This window comes from Pseudomonas shirazensis (assembly GCF_014268785.2).
Classification (GTDB): domain Bacteria; phylum Pseudomonadota; class Gammaproteobacteria; order Pseudomonadales; family Pseudomonadaceae; genus Aquipseudomonas; species Aquipseudomonas shirazensis.
Genome location: NZ_JABWRD020000002.1, coordinates 186,051 through 207,485 on the forward strand (window position 1 = coordinate 186,051; position 21,435 = coordinate 207,485).

Annotated in this window: 16 protein-coding genes and 1 pseudogene; 7 read left to right on the forward strand and 10 right to left on the reverse strand. The window is 60.8% G+C overall.

Annotated features, from left to right (window positions below; genetic code table 11):
* Positions 1 to 32 precede the first annotated feature (32 nt).
* The 3 genes from HU736_RS12135 to HU736_RS12145 all read right to left on the reverse strand — a co-directional run bounded on the left by HU736_RS12135 (position 33) and on the right by HU736_RS12145 (position 4,463).
* Positions 33 to 2,084 carry a TonB-dependent receptor gene (locus tag HU736_RS12135; RefSeq protein WP_186697578.1) on the reverse strand — a complete coding sequence of 684 codons (2,052 nt, stop codon included), beginning with the start codon at positions 2,082 to 2,084 and terminating at the stop codon, positions 33 to 35.
* 133 nt (positions 2,085 to 2,217) lie between these two features.
* Positions 2,218 to 2,697 carry a GNAT family N-acetyltransferase gene (locus HU736_RS12140; RefSeq protein ID WP_103436242.1) on the reverse strand — a complete coding sequence of 160 codons (480 nt, stop codon included), beginning with the start codon at positions 2,695 to 2,697 and terminating at the stop codon, positions 2,218 to 2,220.
* Between the two features lie 125 nt (positions 2,698 to 2,822).
* Entirely contained in the window at positions 2,823 to 4,463 is a 1,641-nt protein-coding gene (locus HU736_RS12145; RefSeq protein WP_186697577.1) for a methyl-accepting chemotaxis protein, read from the reverse strand.
* 292 nt (positions 4,464 to 4,755) lie between these two features.
* Between HU736_RS12145 and HU736_RS12150 the strand changes: the two genes are divergently transcribed.
* Positions 4,756 to 5,664, forward strand: coding sequence for an alpha/beta hydrolase (locus HU736_RS12150; protein ID WP_225913061.1), 909 nt, complete (start codon positions 4,756 to 4,758; stop codon positions 5,662 to 5,664).
* A 211-nt stretch (positions 5,665 to 5,875) separates the two neighbouring features.
* Entirely contained in the window at positions 5,876 to 8,179 is a 2,304-nt protein-coding gene (locus tag HU736_RS12155) for an autotransporter family protein (protein WP_186697575.1), read from the forward strand.
* Positions 8,180 to 8,299: 120 nt separating this feature from the next.
* Here HU736_RS12155 and HU736_RS12160 read toward each other — a convergent pair whose 3' ends face one another.
* The 6 genes from HU736_RS12160 to HU736_RS12185 all read right to left on the reverse strand — a co-directional run bounded on the left by HU736_RS12160 (position 8,300) and on the right by HU736_RS12185 (position 13,785).
* Positions 8,300 to 8,896: a Fic/DOC family protein gene (locus tag HU736_RS12160; RefSeq protein ID WP_186697573.1), complete on the reverse strand. Its 597-nt coding sequence runs from the start codon at positions 8,894 to 8,896 to the stop codon at positions 8,300 to 8,302.
* A gap of 3 nt (positions 8,897 to 8,899) precedes the next feature.
* Complete coding sequence (locus HU736_RS12165; RefSeq protein ID WP_186697571.1) at positions 8,900 to 9,067, reverse strand: YhfG family protein; 168 nt, start codon at positions 9,065 to 9,067, stop codon at positions 8,900 to 8,902.
* Positions 9,068 to 9,210: 143 nt separating this feature from the next.
* Positions 9,211 to 10,788, reverse strand: a complete 1,578-nt coding sequence (gene guaA, locus HU736_RS12170) for a glutamine-hydrolyzing GMP synthase (protein WP_103436237.1) — start codon at positions 10,786 to 10,788, stop codon at positions 9,211 to 9,213.
* Between the two features lie 78 nt (positions 10,789 to 10,866).
* The gene (gene guaB / locus HU736_RS12175) at positions 10,867 to 12,336 is read right to left on the reverse strand and encodes an IMP dehydrogenase (RefSeq protein WP_186697569.1); all 1,470 of its coding nucleotides are present in this window, start codon (positions 12,334 to 12,336) and stop codon (positions 10,867 to 10,869) included.
* An 86-nt stretch (positions 12,337 to 12,422) separates the two neighbouring features.
* Positions 12,423 to 12,980, reverse strand: a complete 558-nt coding sequence (locus HU736_RS12180; protein ID WP_186697566.1) for a sugar ABC transporter ATPase — start codon at positions 12,978 to 12,980, stop codon at positions 12,423 to 12,425.
* 49 nt (positions 12,981 to 13,029) lie between these two features.
* Positions 13,030 to 13,785, reverse strand: coding sequence for a sulfite exporter TauE/SafE family protein (locus tag HU736_RS12185; RefSeq protein WP_103436236.1), 756 nt, complete (start codon positions 13,783 to 13,785; stop codon positions 13,030 to 13,032).
* A 99-nt stretch (positions 13,786 to 13,884) separates the two neighbouring features.
* Here HU736_RS12185 and xseA point away from each other — a divergent pair, with 99 nt between their 5' ends.
* From xseA to HU736_RS22210, 5 genes and pseudogenes are all read left to right on the forward strand, one after another.
* Complete coding sequence (gene xseA, locus HU736_RS12190; RefSeq protein ID WP_103438706.1) at positions 13,885 to 15,264, forward strand: exodeoxyribonuclease VII large subunit; 1,380 nt, start codon at positions 13,885 to 13,887, stop codon at positions 15,262 to 15,264.
* Between the two features lie 3 nt (positions 15,265 to 15,267).
* Positions 15,268 to 16,095: a M23 family metallopeptidase gene (locus tag HU736_RS12195; protein WP_186697564.1), complete on the forward strand. Its 828-nt coding sequence runs from the start codon at positions 15,268 to 15,270 to the stop codon at positions 16,093 to 16,095.
* 494 nt (positions 16,096 to 16,589) lie between these two features.
* Complete coding sequence (leuA, locus tag HU736_RS12200) at positions 16,590 to 18,263, forward strand: 2-isopropylmalate synthase (RefSeq protein WP_103436234.1); 1,674 nt, start codon at positions 16,590 to 16,592, stop codon at positions 18,261 to 18,263.
* A 570-nt stretch (positions 18,264 to 18,833) separates the two neighbouring features.
* Positions 18,834 to 19,814 (forward strand): annotated as a pseudogene (locus HU736_RS22205) (nitrate- and nitrite sensing domain-containing protein); the annotation flags it as partial.
* Positions 19,809 to 20,675, forward strand: coding sequence for a methyl-accepting chemotaxis protein (locus HU736_RS22210; RefSeq protein WP_371411602.1), 867 nt, complete (start codon positions 19,809 to 19,811; stop codon positions 20,673 to 20,675). The pseudogene HU736_RS22205 and the gene HU736_RS22210, both read left to right, overlap by 6 nt.
* A gap of 80 nt (positions 20,676 to 20,755) precedes the next feature.
* On the opposite strand, the gene HU736_RS12210 is transcribed toward HU736_RS22210, so the two are convergent.
* Positions 20,756 to 21,430: a bifunctional 4-hydroxy-2-oxoglutarate aldolase/2-dehydro-3-deoxy-phosphogluconate aldolase gene (locus tag HU736_RS12210; RefSeq protein ID WP_181088623.1), complete on the reverse strand. Its 675-nt coding sequence runs from the start codon at positions 21,428 to 21,430 to the stop codon at positions 20,756 to 20,758.
* Positions 21,431 to 21,435 lie beyond the last annotated feature (5 nt).

Here is a 21,435-nt window from a genome sequence, read left to right on the forward strand (position 1 = left end):
GTCTTCACCTTCGAACCCCAGCTGGTCAGGCTTTACAACTTCATGTTGAGCGAGACAAACGCCGAGCGGCCCGGTGCTGGCGAAAACATCGGCTGATCGTCGCCGCCCCAGAAGAAGTTGTCGTACCAGACGTATTCGTACTCGCGATCAGTTAGGTTCTTCAGTTGCAGGTCGACACTGGTCGCGCTGGAGATACGGTAGCGCACGCTGGCATCCAGCACGGCAAAGCCACCGTACTTGCCTTGCTGATTCTGCGCATCGATGTAGTAGTCGCCCTGGGCCCGGGCCTGCAGGCCAAAGCGCCAGTCATCGTTGTACTGGTAGTCGGCGCCGAGGTTGCTGATGTAACGCGGCGTCGAAAATACCTCCTTGCCCGCCAGCGACTCGCCAGTGGCGGCGAAGGCCTTGACCACCTTGGCCTCCTGAATCGAGTGCGAGCCCCACAGCGTCCACTGTTCGTTCAATTGCGCGTTGAGCTGCAGGTCGATGCCGCGCCGACGGGTTTCGCCAAGCCCCACCGAGGTGCCGGTGGCCGGCATATTGGCCACTTCATCGGTAGCATCCTGCTGCCACACGGAAACGCGCGCCTCAGCGCCGTCGAACGGGCGGAACTTGACCCCCAGTTCTTTGCCGGTATTGATCGACGGATCATAGCTGGCCTGGCCCGCGCTCAAGTAGGCCGGGAAACTGCTACCGGTAAGAATCTGGAACGTGCGGCCCCAGTTGGCGTAGACGTCGACGCTTTCGCTGACGCTGTAGACCACGCTCAGCTTCGGCTGCTGGATCCAGCCGTAATCCTGCAACGAGGCCTTCTGGCCGCCGAGGGTGGTGGTATTGCCGTCGAACTTGTCGACACGCATGGCCGGAATGATCTTCAGTGACTCGGTCGGCTGGATGATCGCCTGCACATAGCCACCGAGGTTGCGCAAGGTGTAGTGGTCGTCGTCCTGAATGCGCGCGGGGGCGGCATCGAAATCGGTCGGCACGCCAAAGCTGTAGCGTTGCCGGCGATAAGTGTTGTCCTGCTCTTCTACGTTAATACCGCCGTCCAGGGTCAACAGGTCGTTGGCGCGCCAGGTCAGCGTGCTCAGCAGGCCAGTCTGCTGCTCGTCCCACATCCGCCGCTGGCGCGGGGCATTGCCCAACGGGTAATCGGTGAAGGTAATGGTGCGGTCATCGTTGTAACTGTTGTAGTAGAGCTTGTTGCTCATGCTCAGCTGATCGTTGAGTTGCCAGTCCATGTGCAGGCTCAGCTGCTTCATGTCGCGGTCATCACCGTCGTTGGCGTTCTTGGCCGGAGATTGGGTACGGCTGGCGCGCAGTTCATCACGGGTGAGAAAGCCGCTTTCCTCGGCCTGGTGGTGATACAACCGGGCGATCAGGCCAACGCGCAGGGTCTGCTCGTCATCGGTGACGAACCACTTGCCGCCGAGGGCGTATTTATTGGAGTTGCTGTTGTCGCGAAAGCCGTCCGAGTCCTGCTTGGCGAGAATGTAGTTCTGGGCGAAGTTGCCTTCTTCACGGCCGATCGCCAGCTGTACTTCACGGGTATCGAAACTGCCGTAAGTGACTCGGCTGTCAATGTAGTTGCCACCCTGGCGGGTGACGTAGTTGATGTTGCCGCCGATGTTGTGCAGGCCGTAGCGCGGGTCGTTGGTGCCGCGGACCACTTCGATGTAGCTGATGTCGAGCGGGAACACCATGTCGACAAAACGCTGGTTGCCGCTGTTGACGTTGCTCGGGATGCCATCGATGAGCATCTTGATGCCGTTGATGTAACCCTCACCGTTGAAGGCGCGGAAGGTCGCTTTGCCCGACTCGGCGCCCTGCCCTGTCTCAGTCAACTGGATGCCCGGCATCTGCCCGAGCAACTGCCAGCTGTTCATTACGTTCTTGTCTTCGACCTGATCGCCGCCCAGCACATCGACCGAGGTCAGCACGTTCTCGGTGCGCAGCGCCGTGCCGGCTGCCTGCGAGACCTTGATCTCGCCCAGGGTAATAACCGAGCTACCGGTTTGATTGGCATGAAGGTCGGTCATGACCAGCGCGGTCAGCGCGGCGAGTGATAGCGGGGCGGTTCTCATTACTACTCCTGATCGAGGGCGAGCGTGGCCAAAGACGAGGAGCGATTCTACGGTTGTTATAACATAACAATCCACAAGAACTTTTCACTCAGGGATACCGCGCCCTGCGTAGGAGCGGCCGCGTGGCGCCTGATCAGCCGTTGGCAAACGCGATCAACGCCGCCCCGCTCAGGCGATAGCCAATCCACTCATCCTGCGCCTTGGCGCCAATCGACTCGTAGAACTCGATCGCAGGGGTATTCCAATCCAGCACCGACCACTCAAAGCGTCCGCACCCGCGTGCCACTGCCATCTTCGCCAGATGGCGCAGCAATGCTTTGCCCGCGCCTGCACCACGCTGTTGCGGCGACACGTACAGGTCCTCCAGATACAAGCCGTGCTTGCCCAGCCAGGTCGAGTAATTGAAGAAATACACGGCAAAACCAATCGGCTCGCCGTCCAGCTCGCAGATCAGGCCATGGGTCGTACTGTGCTCGCCGAACAGGCTGCTCTCGATCCCGGCGACGTCGGTCTTGACCTCGTGTTCGGCCTTTTCATAGATCGCCAGTTCAGTGATAAAACGCAGGATCAGCGCAGCGTCAGCGCGCGCGGCAGGGCGGATAGTCAGCGTCATTGCAAGGGTTCCGGTAGGGAGTGACGGCTCAAGCTTAATTGAAAACGCTGCCGACAAGCGCTTGCCAGTCACCTGCATACCTCCATGCAAGTGACTGGCAAAGTTCAAGCCCTAGTGTTCACGGCTTACAGCTTGAAGGTGCTGACCAGCTGATTGAACGATACCGCCAGTCGCGACAGCTCCTGGCTGGATGCGCTGGTCTGGTTGGCGCCTGCTGCGGTCTGGGTGGAAAGATCCTGAATGTTGACCAGGTTACGATCCACTTCCCGCGCGACGTTGGCCTGCTCTTCGGACGCGGTAGCGATCAGCATGTTGCGGTCGTTGATGCCAGCGATGTTCTGAGCGATACGCTCAAGCGATTCGCCAGTGGCCTTGGCCAGTTCCTGAGTATTGCTGGCCAGGGCACGGCTGTTGCCCATGGCCTTGACCGCGTCGTCGGCGCGCGATTGCACACTGACGATCATCGCTTCGATCTCGCCGGTGGAGGCTTGGGTGCGCGCGGCCAGGGCTCTGACTTCGTCCGCCACCACAGCAAAACCGCGGCCCTGCTCACCTGCTCTCGCCGCCTCGATCGCCGCATTGAGCGCGAGCAGGTTGGTCTGCTCGGCGATACCACGAATGACGTCGAGGACTTTGGCGATATCGCGCACGCTGCCTGCCAACTCATCGACAATCACAGTCGACTGGCCGATCTCGGCATTCACACTGGTGATCGCCTTGACCGCCTCTCGCGCCTGATCGCGGCCGCTGGCTGCTTCATTGCTGGTGTGGCGGGAAGCCTCGGAGGTCGAGGTGGCGTTGCGCGCCACTTCGTCGACTGCAGCGCTCATTTCGGTGACGGCGGTAGCCGCCAGCTGGATTTCGTCATTTTGACGGACCAGGCCGCGGCTGCTCTCTTCGGTTACCGCGTTGAGTTCTTCGGCTGCCGAAGCCAGTTGATCTGCCGCGCTGGCAATCTGCTGGATAGTGCCCTTGAGCCCGCTTTGCATCGCCCCTAACGCCGCGAGCAACTGGCCGCCTTCGTCGCGATGGCCGCTTTCAATGGTTTTGCTCAGATCGCCACCGGCGATTCGCTGTGCGTTGCCGACCGCCAATGCGATCGGCGCACTGATCACCCGGCTGATGAAAATACCCAGCAGCAGCGCAGCGACAAAGGCGGCGCCGACGCCAAGGTAAAGGTTGAGCTTGGCAGCAGCTTCACTGTCGCGAGCATCCTGGGCACCTTCGCCGATCTGGCGGTTGTTGGACTTGACGATGATCCCCATCTCGTCCATCACGGTGCGATACGCCTGGTGCAATTCTCCAGCCATCAGCTGCTTGGCTGCGGCCAGATCACCACGCTCGATGGTCGCCACCACACGATCAATGATGGCCTGATACGCTGGCCAGTCCTTTTCCATGCGATCGCCCGCGGCACGCTCGTCATCCGCCAGCGTTGTGGCGCGGTAAACGGCGAAGGCACGCTCGCTGGTTTGGCGGTTTTCATTCATGGAAGCAACAATGGCGCTGCGTTCAGCGGCGTCGCTGCCTGCGATGGAAGCTGCCAGCAGACGATACAAATCGCGGTTTTGGGCAATGGCATCGGACCGCGCCTCTGCGGTCTTGGACACAGAAACCAGGTTGTTGTTGAAGACCGATTGCAAGTTTGTAGACAACGAGCCAATTCCCTGGCTACCGATAATCCCAACGATCAACGTGATGGAAGCGCATAGCGCGAATGCAACATACAACTTGGTTGAAATCTTGGCGTCGTGGAACCAGTTCATATACGGACCTGCACGGGGGAGAACGAGCTGCGATCGCCGCGGCGGGCGCATCGTCAGGCTATCGACCGTTCCCAGCAAGCCTGAAGCCCGTGGCGGGCTGTTTATTTCAATCCTGAGCGGGGCGTGTTGGCGTGCCAGGGATCATCTGGCTCTGTAGTATCGGAAGACGTCGCGCAACTTGCACCAACCGAACCAGACTGCCACTCCAAGCAACCATAGAAGTACCTTGTCGAACTTGGCCATGCTTCCCTTCAATCCTTTATCCAATATCAGCCATGGTAATCCACAACCGATGAGCAATAGATACGCCCCCTACTCTCAGGCACTGGTCCACATCGGTAAAGCCTGGCTGGTGGTCATAAGCGCGCTGCTTGTGGCCTGCCAATCGCCGCGCGAGGCGTTGCAGCACCTAGCTGACGCACAGGGTCGCCAGGTTGAGGTGCTGCCGGGACGCGCCTTCCCGCTGCTGATACTGACACCGCACGCTGCAGGCAACCAGACTCGCCTGCGCGTCTACCTCGAAGGCGACGGCCATGCCTGGGCCACGGCCAGCCAACCCAGCCTGGATCCGAGCCCGCACAATCTGTTGGTGGCCCGGCTGGCGCTGGCCGACCCGGCACCAAACGCCTACCTGGCACGCCCTTGCCAGTTCGTCATGAGCGCGGCGTGCCGCCCAGAACTGTGGACCAACAGACGGTTTTCTCAGGTCGTGGTCACTCGCCTCAGCCAGGCGCTGGACCAATTGAAACAGCGCTATGGCAACCAGGAATTCGAACTGGTGGGGTATTCAGGTGGCGCCGCGCTTGCCTTGCTGTTGGCAGCTCAGCGGACTGATGTGACCCAGGTGCAGACACTGGCTGGCAATCTCAGCCCGCGCTTGTGGGCCGCAATGAAAAACCTGTCGCCACTCGACGGTTCGCTGGAGCCACTGGACTACCGGTCTCAGCTCGCCTCTGTTCCACAGCGGCATCTGGTTGGAACAGCAGACCAGATCATTCCAGCGACTCTGGCTGACAAATACCAACAAGCGCTTGATTCCTACCTCTCCCACACGGTCCGCATTGACGGCGCCAGCCATGACCAGGGCTGGGAAGCGGCATGGTCTGAGTGGCTTGAAACTCCGCTGACAAATGAGGCTTGGCAAAAAAAGACCACTGTTGACCATCGCACGAACGGCAAAGTTCCGCTTATTGCTAACTAATCCTTTATTTCTCTAGAAAATAGCTATCTGGTCGCATTTATTGGATTTTTCCCCTTAAAAAATCCGATCAAGGATGAATCATTCTAATGGTTTGGTGTAAATTCGCTCGCGCTTGACTCAGCACTTCACTGACAAGCTGGCAGGGATGCCTGAAACAGACGCTGACGCGTAGGTCCTCCCATGTCAGTTTCCGCCCTGTAAGGATACTGCCTTGAACATTTCTCCTATGCGTCGCTCATTGCTCGCGCTCGCCATTGCGGCTACCACTACTACCGCAGCCAATGCCGCTCCCATGGCCGACGTCAATTACGACCTGAGCACCGGCCAGTTCATCAGCATCGATGAGACCTTTGGCAACGCCACTTTCACCGGAACGTCGACGGGCGCGGGTGTCTACCTGCAAGACGTGACCCTGGGTGGCAATCTGGTCAATCAGGGCAATATCAACCTGACAACCAAGAGCCTGACCGACTACGCGGGCGGTATCTCCATGACCCTGAGTTCCACCGTCGCTGGTGACGTGGTAAACCAGGGCAACATCACGGTGGACGGTCCCGGCGCGATGGGCTTGGATCTGTACGGAGCGGTCATCGCCGGTGAAGTGAACAACAGCGGCAACATCAGCGTCACGGGTGAAAACGCCAACGGCATGATGATCACCTCGACCCAGGCACGCATCAACAACACCGGCATCATTACCGCGCGCGGCCTCGACTCCGCCGGTATCGAGATCGACCACGCTCAGTTCACCGGTCAGATCACCGACAGGTTTCAGACCGACCTCAACAACAGCGGAACCATCTCCGGCGAAGGCTTCGGCATTCACTTCGTCGGCCTGGATCCCGCTGCCGGTTTCGACACCTTCGCCATCACCCAGACAGCTGGCCTGATCGAAGGCGGCGAGGCTGCAATCAAGGCCAATGACGATGCAGCTCCATCGTATTTTTACTGGCAAGGCGGCCAGGTAAAGGGTGATGTACTGGGCTTGAGTGGCGTGCTGGTACAAGGCGAGGCGATGTTCGATGGCTCGACCATCCGCGCCGGCTTCGTCGATATCGACGGCGGCCGCCTGACCCTGCTGCGCCCGCAGACGACGATTGACGGCGACCTCGACATGGACAGCGACACCGCCCGCCTGCGCCTGCTGCTGGACAACGACACACTGCCGAACAGGCCGATCCTGACTGTCACCGGCAATACCTTCTTCTCCGCCGGCAGCCAGATCGAACTGCAGGCGCGCTCCGACGACTTCCGCACCTCAGCCCAGGGCACCCGCTACACCCTGCTCAACTCCGGTACCTGGGAAGACCCAGAGAACCTCTCGGTGGTCTCCTCCTCGGCGCTGCTTGAAGTGAAGAACTTCGGCATCGAAGGCCAGGATGTGAAAGCCCTGGTTGCCACCCGCAGCGATGAGGTGATCACGGAAAACCTGCTCGAAGCGCGTGGTTCGCGCAACGCAGTGAACGCCATCAAGCCGTTCAAGAACACCGTCATGGGCCAACTGGACGAAAGCGACCCGGTGTTCCAGCGTTTCGCCAACGCCGCCACCAGTGAAGAGCTGGCCAAACTGGCCGAAACCCTGACCCCAGACGTCAGCGGTGGCGCAATCCACGCCGCCACCAACAGCCAGAACCTGGTCGCCGGTGCCATCAACCGCCGTGCCAGCAAGGCGCGTAGCGGTCTGTCCTCCGGTGACGTGCTGACCGAGCAAGGCGTATGGCTGCAAGCGCTGACCAGCGATGCCAACCAGGACCGCCGCCACGGTATCGACGGCTACGACGCCAACACCAACGGCATCGCCGTGGGTGCCGACGGCAAGCTCAACGCCGACACCACCGTGGGCCTGGCCTACAGCTACCTGACCAGCGACGTCAAATCCGACCTGGGCAGCAAAACCGATGTCGAAGGCCATGCACTGACCTTGTACGGCAACTGGACCCACGACAACTTCTTCGTCGACACCTCGCTGATGTATGGCTGGAACGACAACGAGTCCAAACGATACATTGCCGGCACCCGCGCCAAGGCCAGCTTCGACAGTGAGATCTTCGGCGTAAACGCCCTGGCCGGCTACACCTTCCAGCTCGACAAACAATGGCTGCTGGAACCTCAGGTCGGTGCACGCTATGCAAACGTGTCGATTGATTCGTACCGTGAAAAAGGCAGCTCGGCCGCCCTCAACGTCGGCAGCCAACGCTACGAAATCGGCGAAATGGGCCTCGGCGCTCGCCTGGCAGCAGCCTTCGATGTAGGTGTGGGTACGCTGGAACCAGAAGCCAAGCTGATGGCCTGGCACGACTTTATCGGCGACAAGACCGCCACCACGTCCACCTTCGTCCTCGGCGGTACGCCGTTCACCACCACCGGTGCGACACCTGCGCGTGATAGCTACGAGCTGGGCCTGGGCGCCAACTACCGCGTCGGCGCGTGGAGCGTGGGCGGTAACTACAGCTACCTGACCAGCAGTGGGTTCGACGCGGATACCTTTACCGCAAACGTGCGTTACGACTTCTGATAGAGGCCTGCGCCTGAAACGACAAAGCCCGCGAATGCGGGCTTTGTCGTTTCAGGCTGTGGTTGACTTGAGGACGCCAGGGCTGCTTCGTAGCCCTCGCTTACCGCCCGGTGATCGTGCTTAGCCGATAGCGGTCTGGCCGATGCATCTGTCGAAAACGACCTGCAAAGGCGAATAGTCACAATTGACTGCAGCGATGTTCGCTGCCACCCACTCGTCAGGCCCGACCGACCACCAGTTGACTTCAAAACCAGCATTCAGAATCACATGCTCGTAAAGAATCCGCTGAGCCCGCCCATTCCCCTCGCGGAACGGATGAATCATGTTCAAGTCGCCAAAGCTCTCCGCCACCGCCTCTATCAATGGTGCACGCAAATAACTCTCGTACCAGCCCTGCTCCGCCATACTGGCAAATATCTTTATAGCTTCGGGCTCAATACGGCTCACATTGCAGAACCGGGTATCGCCTTTGGAGACATCCAGCGTACGGATTTCCCCTGCCCACGCATACAGCTCCCGGAAAAGCGAGCGATGAAGCGCTTGGAGGTAAGGGAGATCATACGGAGGGAGTTCGAAAGAAATCTGACTGGCCGCAAGTTCAGAGAAGTCTCGCTCGGCCTTTGCAAGCTCTACATCGTTGCGAAGATTCAACAAATTGCGCAGAACCGCCGTACCTGGATAGCAGTAAACGTCCTGTCCGACGCCATACTTATCCAAGGTTCAGGCCTGCTTGGAGTACTGGCGCAGCAACTCTTCCCGGGAAAGAAGCTTACGCTCGGCGTGGTCCGGCGAGACATCGAACCCTTCAAGCCGCAAACTGGCTGCGTAATTTGAGCGGCGATTCTTTTTCCACACTGCTTTCTTGGTTTCCAAGCTGATGTCTTTCACAGTTCAGAGCCTCTGGCCGGGGAATGAGAGGCGATTATAGCGAAATCAAGCGCCTGCTGCGCGGCCTCCGTGCGGTTGGTGCACCATGCTGTAGGTAGAGAAAAACCGGCCTAAGCCGGTTTCTCAATCGCTGCGCTAGCAGATCATTCCCACTCAATCGTCGCCGGCGGCTTGCTCGACACGTCATAAGTAACGCGCGAGATGCCCTCGATCTCGTTGATGATCCGGCCGCTGACCGTTTCCAGCAGCTCGTAAGGCAGGTGCGCCCAACGTGCGGTCATGAAGTCCACGGTCTCGACGGCGCGCAGGGCGACGACCCAGGCGTAGCGACGGCCGTCACCGACCACACCAACCGACTTGACCGGCTGGAACACTACGAAGGCCTGGCTGGTCTTGTGATACCAGTCGGCTTTGCGCAGTTCTTCGATGAAGATGTGGTCAGCACGACGGAGGATGTCGGCGTATTCCTTTTTCACTTCACCAAGGATGCGTACGCCCAGGCCCGGGCCTGGGAACGGGTGGCGGTAGACCATGTCGTACGGCAGGCCGAGTTCCAGGCCGAGTTTGCGCACTTCGTCCTTGAACAGCTCACGCAGTGGCTCGACCAGCTTGAGGTTCATTTCCTCTGGCAGGCCGCCGACGTTGTGGTGCGACTTGATCACGTGGGCCTTGCCGCTCTTGGCGCCAGCCGATTCAATCACGTCGGGGTAGATGGTGCCTTGGGCGAGGAACTGGATGTTTTCCAGTTTGCTGGCTTCGGCATCGAATACGTCGATGAAGGTGCGGCCGATAATTTTGCGCTTTTTCTCCGGGTCGGCTTCGCCTTCCAGGTTGCCCAGGAACTGAGCTTCGGCGTTGGCGCGGATCACCTTGACGCCCATGTTCTCGGCGAACATGGCCATCACTTGCTCACCTTCGTGCAGGCGCAGCAGACCGTTGTCGACGAATACACAGGTCAACTGGTCGCCAATGGCGCGGTGCAGCAGCGCAGCAACCACCGACGAGTCGACGCCGCCGGACAGGCCGAGCAGAACGTTGGCAGTGCCGACCTGGGCGCGAACCTGAGCGATGGCATCTTCAACGATGTTGGACGAGGTCCACAGCGCTTCGCAGCCGCAGATGTCGAGGATGAAGCGCGACAGGATGCGTCCGCCCTGCTTGGTGTGGGTCACTTCAGGGTGGAACTGCACGCCGTAGTAGCCGCGGCTGTCGTCGAACATGCCGGCGATCGGGCAGCTTGGGGTGCTGGCCAGAACGTGGAAGTTCTCTGGCATGCGGGTGACCTTGTCACCGTGGCTCATCCAGACATCGAGACCGAATACGCCGTCGGCGTCTACATGGTCTTCGATGCCGTCGAGCAGGCGGCTCTTGCCGACCACGTCAACGCGGGCGTAGCCGAATTCGCGCAGCTCGGAGCCTTCAACCTTGCCGCCCATCTGCTCGGCCATGGTCTGCATGCCGTAGCAGATGCCCAGCACCGGTACGTTGAGGTCGAACACCGCTTGCGGCGCACGTGGGCTGTTGGCTTCGTGGACCGACTCTGGGCCGCCAGCGAGGATGATGCCGCGCGGGTTGAATTCGCGGATCGCTTCATCGTCCATGTCGAACGGGTGCAGCTCGCAGTAGACACCGATCTCGCGCACGCGGCGGGCGATCAGCTGGGTGTACTGGGAACCGAAGTCGAGGATCAGGATGCGGTGAGCGTGAATGTCGAGGGCCATGACTCAATCTCGTCAGTGGAAATCGGAAACAACACGGGGCTGTCGTAACAGCCCCGCTTGCTAATGATGCTGGAAGCCTCAGCCTACGCGGTAGTTTGGCGCTTCCTTGGTGATCTGCACGTCATGCACGTGGGACTCGGCCATGCCGGCACCGGTGATGCGTACAAACTCAGGCTTGGTGCGCATCTCTTCGATGGAGGCACTGCCGGTGTAGCCCATGGACGAACGCAGGCCGCCCATCAGCTGGTGAATGATTGCAGCCAGTGCGCCCTTGTACGGTACGCGGCCTTCGATGCCTTCCGGGACCAGCTTCTCGGCGCCGGCCGAGGAATCCTGGAAGTAACGGTCGGACGAACCTTGCGCCTGAGCCATTGCACCCAGCGAACCCATGCCGCGGTAAGCCTTGTAGGAACGCCCCTGGAACAGCTCGACTTCGCCTGGTGCTTCTTCAGTACCGGCAAACATCGAACCCATCATCACGCACGAGGCGCCAGCGACGATGGCCTTGGACAGGTCACCGGAGAAGCGGATGCCGCCGTCGGCGATCAGTGGTACGCCGGTGCCTTCAAGGGCAGCGGCAACGTTGGCGATGGCGCTGATCTGCGGCACGCCGACACCAGCGACGATACGCGTGGTGCAGATCGAGCCTGGGCCGATACCGACCTTGACTGCGTCAGCGCCGGCGTCAGCCAGGGCCTTGGCGGCAGCGCCGGTGGCGATGTTGCCGCCGATCACCTGCACGTGTGGATAGGTTTCCTTGACCCAGCGAACGCGGTCGATCACGCCTTTGGAGTGACCGTGGGCGGTGTCGACCACCACCACGTCAACGCCGGCAGCAACCAGCGCAGCAACGCGCTCGCCGGTGTCCTTGCCGGTGCCGACCGCAGCGCCGACGCGCAGACGACCCTGGTCGTCCTTGCTCGCCAGCGGGTAGGCCTTGGCCTTTTCGATGTCCTTGACGGTCATCATGCCCTTAAGGCTGAAGTTGCCGTCAACGATCAGAACTTTTTCCAGGCGGTGCTTGTGCAGCAGCTCGCGGACTTCGTTCTTGTCGGCGCCTTCGCGGACGGTGACCAGACGCTCTTTTGGCGTCATCACATCACGCACCTTGGCGTCCAGACGGGTCTCGAAGCGCACGTCACGGGAAGTGACGATACCGACCAGGTCGCCGTTGGCCAGCACCGGAACACCAGAGATGTTGTTCAGGCGGGTCAGGTCGAACAGGTCACGCACGGTGGCGTCGGCCTCGATGGTGATCGGGTCCTTGACCACGCCAGCCTCGAACTTCTTGACCTTGCGCACTTCGCTGGCCTGTTGTTCGATGGTCATGTTCTTGTGGATGATGCCGATACCGCCTTCCTGCGCCATGGCGATGGCCAGGCGGGCTTCGGTAACGGTGTCCATGGCAGCGGATACCAGCGGAATGTTCAGCTCGATGCCACGGGTCAAACGGGTCTTGAGACTGACTTCATTGGGCAGTACCTCGGAATAACCAGGTACAAGGAGAATGTCGTCGAAGGTCAGTGCTTCTTGGCTGATACGCAGCATCGCGGGGGCTCCCGGGCGGGAAAATTGGAAGCGCGCCATTATACTCATCCACGGCGCGCCGCTCAATGCAAAATAAGGGCCTTCGGTCAGGCCTGTGGCAGTTTTACCTGCACCACGGCTACCGGATGGTCGAGCCAGTCGGCAAACGCGGCGAGGAAGGTCGAGGTAAAACCGGCCTCGCCCCAGTTGTTGAAGATGAACCCCAGGTTGGAAAAGGCACATGGCTGCAGGAACAGAAAGCCATTGATGTCGTCTTCGAAGGCGCACAGCGGGCAGGTGAAGTTGTCGCTCACCCCAGGCATCCACTCTTCCAGGCGGTCGAACAGCGGTTCGCCGACTTCGCGCCGGCACTCCGGGCAGCCGGCTTCTTCAAGAAAGCCTTCGGTCGGCGTGTAGATGCAGCGTTTGAGCATCACTTCCAGGCCATTGACCGGCTGATCGAACGGCAGCAGCTCAGGCCGCAGGGCGATCTTGCGCGCGCCTGGCGCCAGCGCGTAGGCCATGCGGTTGCCGCTGCGCCCACAGGTGCTCAACTGCTCCTCGACTATTTTCTCCCTGACCAGCCAGCGCAGGATCGCCCTCGCGCGGGCCTCGTGCACCGGGACGGTGGACAGTTTGGGGACGATGATGCTCTGGGTGTTCATGAACAAGGCAGGCCCGGGACTTCAATAATCGGCCAATTCTACCCCCTGTTCAGCTCGTCAGGTAGCGAACAATCAAGGCCACACCGCTGGCCAGTACCAGCCAGGTCACCAGCCGCACGAAGGCTTCGCGGGAGAGTTTGAAGCTCAACCGACGGCCAATCCAGGTGCCCAGAAACATCACTGGCAGCAAGCACGCCGCCAGCAACAGCAGGCTTATGTCGGCATACACCCCGGCGATAACGAACAACGACAGGCGCACGATGGTGCTGCAGCTGATCAGCGCGCACTGCGTCGCGCGGGCCTCATCCTTGGAATCCAGCCGTGCATTCAGGTAGATCGCATAAAGGAAACCACCACTGCCGAACATGGCGCCGAACAGCCCGCCGACGGTTCCCATGGGCACCGCCCAGAGCGGGTTCAGACGTGTCGGCCGGGTTTTGATCGCCAGGCCATAAATGGCATAGGCGGTAACAAACACGCCCATCAGCAGCAACAGCAGGTCTGATTTCAGCTGCAATAAAAACACCACGCCCAAAATGCAACCGATGGCCATGAACGGCAGCAGCCGCAGCAACTCGGCGCGGGCGACGTCCTTGCGCGAAGGCAGCAGGTTGCCAAACGCCGCGATGAAATCGAGCAGCACCAGCAGCGGCACCACCTTGGACAGCGGCATGAAATGAATCAACACCGGCGCTGCAATCAACGCCGTACCAAAGCCGGCAATGCCGAACACGATGTAAGCCGCGCTGACCGCGAGTAACACAGGAATCCAGTCAAGGCCGGTAAACGGCAATTGAGCGAGCATGCAAGTCCCTCCCTGGGCAATGCGCAAAGGTAGCACTCCAGCGCATGCTCGGTGCAGAGGGCGATGCACAAGCCGGCCTTGTCCTTTATGATGCCGAACATGATCAAAGACCCTTTCGAACGACTCGGCCTCGACCGCGAGGTCCTCACCGTCAGCCAACTCAACGGCCGCGCTCGCGTGCTGCTCGAGGACGTGTTCCGCAACGTCTGGGTTGAAGGCGAGATTTCCAACCTGGCCCGGCCCGCCTCTGGCCACATCTACTTCACCCTCAAGGACAGCGGCGCGCAGGTGCGCTGTGCGCTGTTCCGGCAGAACGCCACGCGCGTGCGTCAGGCACTGCGCGATGGCCTGGCAGTGCGGGTGCGCGGCAAGGTCTCGCTGTTCGAGGGGCGTGGCGACTATCAGCTGATCCTCGACACGGTCGAACCGGCTGGTGACGGCGCCCTGCGTCTGGCCTTCGAAGCGCTGAAAGAGAAACTCAGCGCCGAAGGCCTGTTCAGCACCGAGCGCAAGCAGCCACTACCGGCGCACCCACAACGCATCGGTATCATCACCTCGCCGACCGGCGCGGTGATCCGCGACATCATCAGCGTGTTTGGCCGGCGCGCGCCGCAGGTCGAGCTGAACCTGATCCCGACTGCCGTGCAGGGCCGCGAAGCGATCAACCAGATCGTGCGCGCCCTGCGCCTGGCCGACAGTCGCGGCTTCGACGCCCTGATCCTGGCCCGTGGCGGCGGTTCTCTGGAAGACCTCTGGTGCTTCAACGAAGAAGCGGTAGCACGAGCCATTGCCGCCTGCGTGACGCCCATCGTCAGTGCTGTAGGCCATGAAACCGACGTTTCGATCAGTGACTTCGTCGCCGACGTGCGTGCACCCACGCCATCTGCTGCCGCCGAGCTGCTGGCCCCGGACAGCAGCGGTTTGCAACTGCGCCTTGAGAGCCTGCAACGGCGGCTGTTGCTACGGATGCAGAATCGCCTGAGCCATGACCGCCTGCGCGTCGAAGGCCTGGCCCGCCGCCTGCGTCATCCCGGCGAACGCCTGCGCCAACAGGCGCAGCGTCTGGACGATCTGGACATGCGCCTGCGCCGCGCCTTTGCGCTGAACATGCGCGCACGCCAGGAGCGCGTCGGCCGCCTCGACACGCGCCTGGCCGCGCAGCATCCGGGGCGCATGCTGAAGTTACTCGGCCAGCGCCTGGACAGCCTCGCCGAGCGCCTGCCGCGGGCCATGCGCGAAACCCTCAAGGATCGCCGGCAACGCTTCCAGGCCCAGTTGCAGACCTTGCAGGTGGTCAGCCCGCTGGCGACCCTGGCGCGTGGCTACAGCATCCTCCTGGATGAGCGCGGCCAGGCCATTCGCAGCGCGGCGCAGACGCGTAACGGTCAACGCCTGACCGCTCGCCTCAACGAAGGCGAGCTGCAGGTGCGGGTCGAAGACAACCACCAGACTCCGGTCACCCTTTCGCTATTGGATTGACACATGCCCCGTTTGCTCGCCCCGCTGCTTGCTCTGTCCTTGCTGCTGCTGACCACTGCGGCCCAGGCCAGCTACATCACCCGCACCCTCAACAAGCCAGTGCCGGGCGGCGTCGCCGTGGTTGACCTGGGCCCTGCTGCCAGTGCCCCACAGGCGCGCTTTGACGGCAAGCCGGTGCTGGTGGTCAAGGAGCAGGACAACTGGCTGGCGATCGTCGGCATCCCGCTGACACAGAAACCCGGCACTGCCTCCCTCAGCCAGGGCAACCGCAGCCTGCCGTTCACCGTCGGCAGCAAGAAGTACCCCGAGCAGCACATCACCCTGAAAAACAAGCGTCAGGTCAACCCAGACCCGGCCGACCTCAAGCGCATCGACCGCGAGCTGGCCGAGCAGATCAAGGCCTACCGCAGCTTCAGCCCGGCCCTGCCGAGCAACCTGATCCTCGACAAACCGGTCAACGGGCCGCTGTCGAGCAAGTTTGGCGTGCGCCGCTTCTTCAACGGCGAAGAGCGCAACCCGCACGCCGGGCTGGACTTCGCCGTTCCCGCCGGGACGCCGATCAAGACCCCGGCCAACGGTACGGTGATCCTGATCGGTAATTACTTCTTCAATGGCCAGACCGTGTTCGTCGACCACGGCCAGGGCTTTATCAGCATGTTCTGCCACATGTCGAAAATCGATGTGAAAAATGGCCAGCAGCTGCGCCGTGGTGCCGTGGTTGGCCGGGTCGGCGCGACCGGTCGCGCCACCGGCCCGCACATGCACTGGAACGTCAGCCTGAACGATGCGCGGGTCGATCCGGCGATTTTCATCGGGGCATTCCAACCCTGAGAGGTTCAACGCGGTGCTGTGCGTGGGCGTAGGAGCGGCCTTGTGTCACGCGAAAGGCCCGCAAAGCGGGCCCAGCAATCTTGCTGTGCTGCATAAGTCCTGGGGTCGCTTCGCGGCCCTTTCCGACCGGTCCGGCGCTCCGGCAAGGCCGCTCAGAGGATGCGTTTCAAACGGGCGACCAGTTTGAGCGAGTTGCGTAATGGAAAAATACTGCGCAACAAATATGAAGCACTCAAGCAGTAACAGCCATAAAATCTCGCTAGCAAGCACTTTTTAAGCATTTATCTCAATTTTTTTTCAAGGCTTGCCAACCCTCACAGCTGTGGTTAGGGTTGAAGCCATGAAAACCTCTAGCACCCTCATTTTGCTTCGCCAACACCGCAGCCTCTGCCTGGTCAGTGCCCGACTACCAGGGTGAATCGCGTCGCCTCGCCTATTCATCTCGTTATCGTCCGGCAGGCCCGATCTCGGCCGCACCCAAAAGGATTATTCGCATGACCATGCTCAAAGACCCGTCGAAGAAATATCGCGCCTTCCCCACCATCGATTTGCCCGACCGCACCTGGCCGTCCAAGACCATCACCGAAGCGCCGATCTGGTGCAGCTCGGACCTGCGTGATGGCAACCAGTCGCTGATCGAGCCGATGGACGCGGAGAAGAAGCTGCGTTTCTGGAAGACGCTGGTGCAGGTTGGCGTGAAAGAAATCGAAGCGTCGTTCCCGTCTGCCTCGCAGACCGATTTCGACTTCGTGCGCACCTTGATCGAAGGCGGCCACATCCCGGATGACACCACCATCCAGGTACTGACTCAGGCGCGCGAAGACCTGATCGCACGCACCTTCGAGTCGCTGCGTGGGGCGAAAAAGGCCATTGTCCATCTGTACAACGCGACCAGCCCGTCGTTCCGCCGCATTGTCTTCAACCAGGACAAGCAAGGCGTCAAGGACATCGCCGTGAATGCCGCCAAGTTGTTCGTCAAATACGCAGCGCAGCAGCCTGAGACGCACTGGACATTCGAGTACTCGCCAGAGACCTTCAGCGCCACCGAGCTTGAGTTCGCCAAGGAAGTCTGCGACGCCGTGACCGAGGTGTGGAACCCGACGCCTGAGCACAAGATCATCTTCAACCTGCCAGCTACCGTTGAAGTGGCCACGCCGAATATCTACGCCGACCAGATCGAGTGGTTCTGCCGCAACGTCAATCGCCGCGACAGCGTGATCATCAGCCTGCACTGCCACAACGACCGTGGCACTGGCATTGCTGCCACCGAACTGGGCCTGATGGCCGGTGCCGACCGCGCCGAAGGCTGCCTGTTCGGCAACGGCGAGCGCACCGGCAACGTCGACCTGGTGACCCTGGCGCTGAACCTCTACACCCAGGGCATCGACCCACAGCTGGACTTCTCCGACATCGACGGCGTGCGCAAGGTCGTCGAGGAATGCAACCAGCTGCCAGTGCATCCGCGGCACCCGTACGTCGGCGACCTGGTTCACACTGCGTTCTCCGGCTCGCACCAGGACGCTATTCGCAAAGGCTTCAGCAAGCAGCAGGAAGGCGAGCTGTGGGAAGTGCCGTACTTGCCGATCGACCCGGCCGACATCGGCCGCAGCTACGAAGCGGTGATCCGCGTCAACAGCCAGTCGGGCAAAGGCGGCATCACCTACTTGCTTGAACAGGAATACGGCATCAGCCTGCCGCGCCGCATGCAGATCGAGTTCAGCCAGGTCGTACAGGGTGAAACCGACCGCCTGGGCCTGGAAATGACCGCCCAGCAGATCTACAAGCTGCTGCACAAGGAATACCTCCAGGCCAACGCCCCGTACGCGCTGGTCAGCCACCGCCTGCAGGAAGAGAACGGCAGCAGCAAGGTCGAAGTGGAGGTAGCCGGTGAAGGCGAAACCAACCTGCACTGGCACGGCAAGGGCAACGGCGCGCTGGAAGCGCTGGCTGCCTGCATCCCGGTCGCGGTGGAAATCATGGACTACAACGAGCACGCCATCGGTGCCGGCACCAATGCCAAGGCGGCCGCCTACATCGAGCTGCGCGTTGCCGGTGGCCGCCCGGTGCATGGTGTAGGTATCGATGAAAACATCACTACTGCAAGCTTCAAGGCGCTGTTCAGTGCCCTGAACCGTTCGCTGAGTCAGGAAGAGGCCAAGGCGGCATAAAACACCGTCGGGTTACAGAGAAACCGCATCCTAGGATGCGGTTTTTTTTGGCCAGCAGTTCAGCGCCGTCCGTAGGAGCGGCCTTGTGTCGCGAAAGGGGTGCGAAGCGCCCCAACATTTCAGCTTCGCCCCGGACATCGCCGGGCCCGCTTTGCGGGCCTTTCGCGACACAAGGCCGCTCCTACAGGGATGCGCGTATGGCGAAAGCAAAGTTTGATGATCGAACCAATTATTTTTTATGTAGCAATTAATTGATCATGCACTGACATGGCTCAACACTTTGTTTATTGCACTAACGTTGGGCAGCAAATTCTCCGACGAAATACGTCGCTTATTACCTTCGTTTTATTTGATTAAACATTTAACATAGTGGCTGCGTGCCACCAATGACAACAACAGCTTCGGCACTCGCCATAGTTAATTCTGCTCACAAGGATATCGAGGCCAAAGCCAATGTTGACCAACGCACCGCTACGCCAGAAACTGCTGCTGATATTGCTGTTCCCCCTGCTCGGCTTTCTAGTACTCGCCGGCCTGTTTCTGAACGACAACCTGCGCACCCTGCGGGACATGCAGGCCACCGTCAGCGCGAGCGGCACCGCCCAGTCGATCAGCCAGCTGGTTACCCGCCTGCAACGCGAGCGTGGCGCCAGCGGTGTGTTCATCGGTAGCCAGGGCAAGAACATGGGCGATCGCCTTGGTCAGTTTCGCCAGGACAGCAGCGCTGCACTGGAAACACTGCGCAACCTGCCGGAAAAATCCGCTGAGTTGAGCCAGACACTAAGCAGCCTCGAGCAACTTTCAGCGCTGCGTGGCCAGGTCGACGGTTTGAGCATCGACAGCACGCAATCGAGCCTGCGTTATACCGAACTTATTCAAAAGCTGATCGGCTATACCCATTCATTGGAAAACCGCGTCACCGATACATTAGTGGTGCAAGCACTCAGCGCGCTCAATCAATTTATCGAACTCAAGGAGCGCGCGGGCCGTGAGCGCGTTATCCTCGGCCTGGCATTCAATCAGGATCACTTCGATGCGGCACTGTTATCGCGCTTTAGTCGTAACCTGGGTGAATTCACCGCTTATAGCGAAGGCTTTATGCGCAAGGCACCCGCCAGTGTACTGAGCCAATACCAGAACGTTCTTCAGAGTCCAGCGGCGCTGGAAGTGGCAAAACTGCACAAGCTCGGTTTCGACGTGCCATTGGGTCAGCCCCTGAATACCAAGCCTGAAGCCTGGTTCGAGCTGGCGACCCAACGCATCGACCAAATGAGCGACGTCGAAACCAGCCTGGCGCAGACCGTCGGCCAACTTGCCGAGCAGGCCCGCAGCGGCGCCGCCCGCGCGCTCTGGCTGACCGCTATCGGTGCAGCGCTGGCGCTGCTCTGCGTGGCTCTGCTGGCATCGCTGATCATCCGCAGCATGGGCCGGGCGGTGCATGACATCAACGCTACCCTGAATGCCCTGGCCGGTCGCGATCTGACCGCACGCACCCACTATCGCAGCCAGGACGAATTTGGCCAGATCGCCGCCAACCTCAACCGCATGGCCCAGGAGATCACCGAGATCGTCCAGGAGATCGGCAGCGCGACTGCTCAGGTGGCCACGGCTGCCGAAGAGTCGTCGACCGTCACCCTGCAAACCAGCCGCAGCGTCGAACAGCAACGCCAGAGCACCGAACTGGTCGCCACCGCGATCAATGAAATGAGCGCCACCGTACGCGACGTGGCCCAGAGCACCAGCGATGCAGCCAACCTCTCCCAGCAGATCCATGGCAGCACCGTGGTGGGCCGCGAGGAGATCGAAACCACCATCATGCTGATCCGCGAGTTGTCCAGCCAGGCCCAGCAGACCGCCACCATCATCGATGAGCTTAAGGACGAGAGCGATGCCATCACCTCGGTGCTGGACGTGATTCGCGGTATCGCCGAGCAAACCAACCTGCTCGCCCTCAACGCCGCTATCGAGGCCGCCCGCGCCGGCGACCATGGCCGTGGCTTTGCTGTCGTCGCCTCGGAAGTGCGCACGCTGGCTCAGCGCACTCAGGAGTCGACCGGCAATATCCAGCAGATGATCAGCAATCTGCAGGCAGGCTCGGACCGCGCCAACGCCTCGATGCTGGAGACCCTGGGCAAGGCGCAGTCAGGCGCCGAACGTATCGGTCGGGCCGGCGAATTGCTCGGCAATATTGCCGAAGGCGTAGCCACCATCAACGACCGCACTATCCAGATCGCCTCGGCCGCTGAAGAGCAGAGTGCGGTCTCGGAAGACATCAGCCGCAACGTCAACGAGATCAACGACCTGGTTATCCAGGTCAGCGCCGGCGCCCAGCAGACCGCCGTCACCAGCCAGGAACTGGCGCGCCTGGCCGAGCATCAGCAGCAACTGGTCAGCCGCTTCCGCCTGGCCTGACTGCCAGCAGCTTTATCCAAGGCAAAAAAAGGGGCGCTGACCAAGCGCCCCATAAGCCGTGCAGCACACAACGAATTCAATCAGTCGAACAATGCCAGCGCCTCGGCGCTGCATTCGGTAATGCGGTTCCAGTCGCCGTTCTTGATCCAGCTGCTATCGAGCATCCAGGTGCCACCCACGCACATCACGTTGTTCAGCGCCATGTAGTTGCGCACATTGCCTGGATTGACGCCGCCGGTTGGGCAGAAGCGGATATCGCCAAACGGCCCGCCAAAGGCCTTGATCGCTGCCACGCCACCGCTGATTTCGGCCGGGAACAGTTTGAAGCGGCGGTAACCGAGGGCGTAGCCCTGCATGATCTCCGACGGTGTGCTGATGCCTGGCAACAGCGGAATGTCACTCTCTACACCAGCAGCGAGAATGTCGGCAGTGATCCCCGGGGTCACCACAAACTGTGCGCCTGCGGCCTGGACAGCATTGAACATGCCGCGATCGAGCACAGTGCCGGCGCCGATGCACAGTTCCGGGCGCTGCTCGCGCAGCACTTCAATGGCCTTCAAGCCATGCTGCGAGCGCAGGGTTACTTCCAGCGTGCGAATGCCGCCAGCGGCCAGAGCATCGGCCAGCGGCAGGATGTCCTGCTCACGGGCGATGGTAATCACCGGCAGGATCCGTGCAGCGGCGCAGATCGCATCGATCCGCGCGGTTTTTTCGGCCATCGACAGCAAAGGCTGGGGGCGTTCAAGGGTGGTCATGACAG

Excerpts from the sequence above, each read along its gene's own strand:
- HU736_RS12140 (WP_103436242.1), bottom strand. The coding sequence starts at position 2,697 with ATGACGCTGACTATCCGCCCTGCCGCGCGCGCTGACGCTGCGCTGATC.
- HU736_RS12210 (WP_181088623.1), bottom strand. The coding sequence starts at position 21,430 with ATGACCACCCTTGAACGCCCCCAGCCTTTGCTGTCGATGGCCGAAAAA.
- HU736_RS12195 (WP_186697564.1), top strand. The coding sequence starts at position 15,268 with ATGCCCCGTTTGCTCGCCCCGCTGCTTGCTCTGTCCTTGCTGCTGCTG.
- HU736_RS12185 (WP_103436236.1), bottom strand. The coding sequence starts at position 13,785 with ATGCTCGCTCAATTGCCGTTTACCGGCCTTGACTGGATTCCTGTGTTA.
- HU736_RS12145 (WP_186697577.1), bottom strand. The coding sequence starts at position 4,463 with ATGAACTGGTTCCACGACGCCAAGATTTCAACCAAGTTGTATGTTGCA.
- HU736_RS22210 (WP_371411602.1), top strand. The coding sequence starts at position 19,809 with ATGGCCCAGGAGATCACCGAGATCGTCCAGGAGATCGGCAGCGCGACT.
- HU736_RS12180 (WP_186697566.1), bottom strand. The coding sequence starts at position 12,980 with ATGAACACCCAGAGCATCATCGTCCCCAAACTGTCCACCGTCCCGGTG.
- guaA (WP_103436237.1), bottom strand. The coding sequence starts at position 10,788 with ATGGCCCTCGACATTCACGCTCACCGCATCCTGATCCTCGACTTCGGT.
- HU736_RS12135 (WP_186697578.1), bottom strand. The coding sequence starts at position 2,084 with ATGAGAACCGCCCCGCTATCACTCGCCGCGCTGACCGCGCTGGTCATG.
- HU736_RS12150 (WP_225913061.1), top strand. The coding sequence starts at position 4,756 with ATGAGCAATAGATACGCCCCCTACTCTCAGGCACTGGTCCACATCGGT.
- guaB (WP_186697569.1), bottom strand. The coding sequence starts at position 12,336 with ATGCTGCGTATCAGCCAAGAAGCACTGACCTTCGACGACATTCTCCTT.
- xseA (WP_103438706.1), top strand. The coding sequence starts at position 13,885 with ATGATCAAAGACCCTTTCGAACGACTCGGCCTCGACCGCGAGGTCCTC.
- leuA (WP_103436234.1), top strand. The coding sequence starts at position 16,590 with ATGACCATGCTCAAAGACCCGTCGAAGAAATATCGCGCCTTCCCCACC.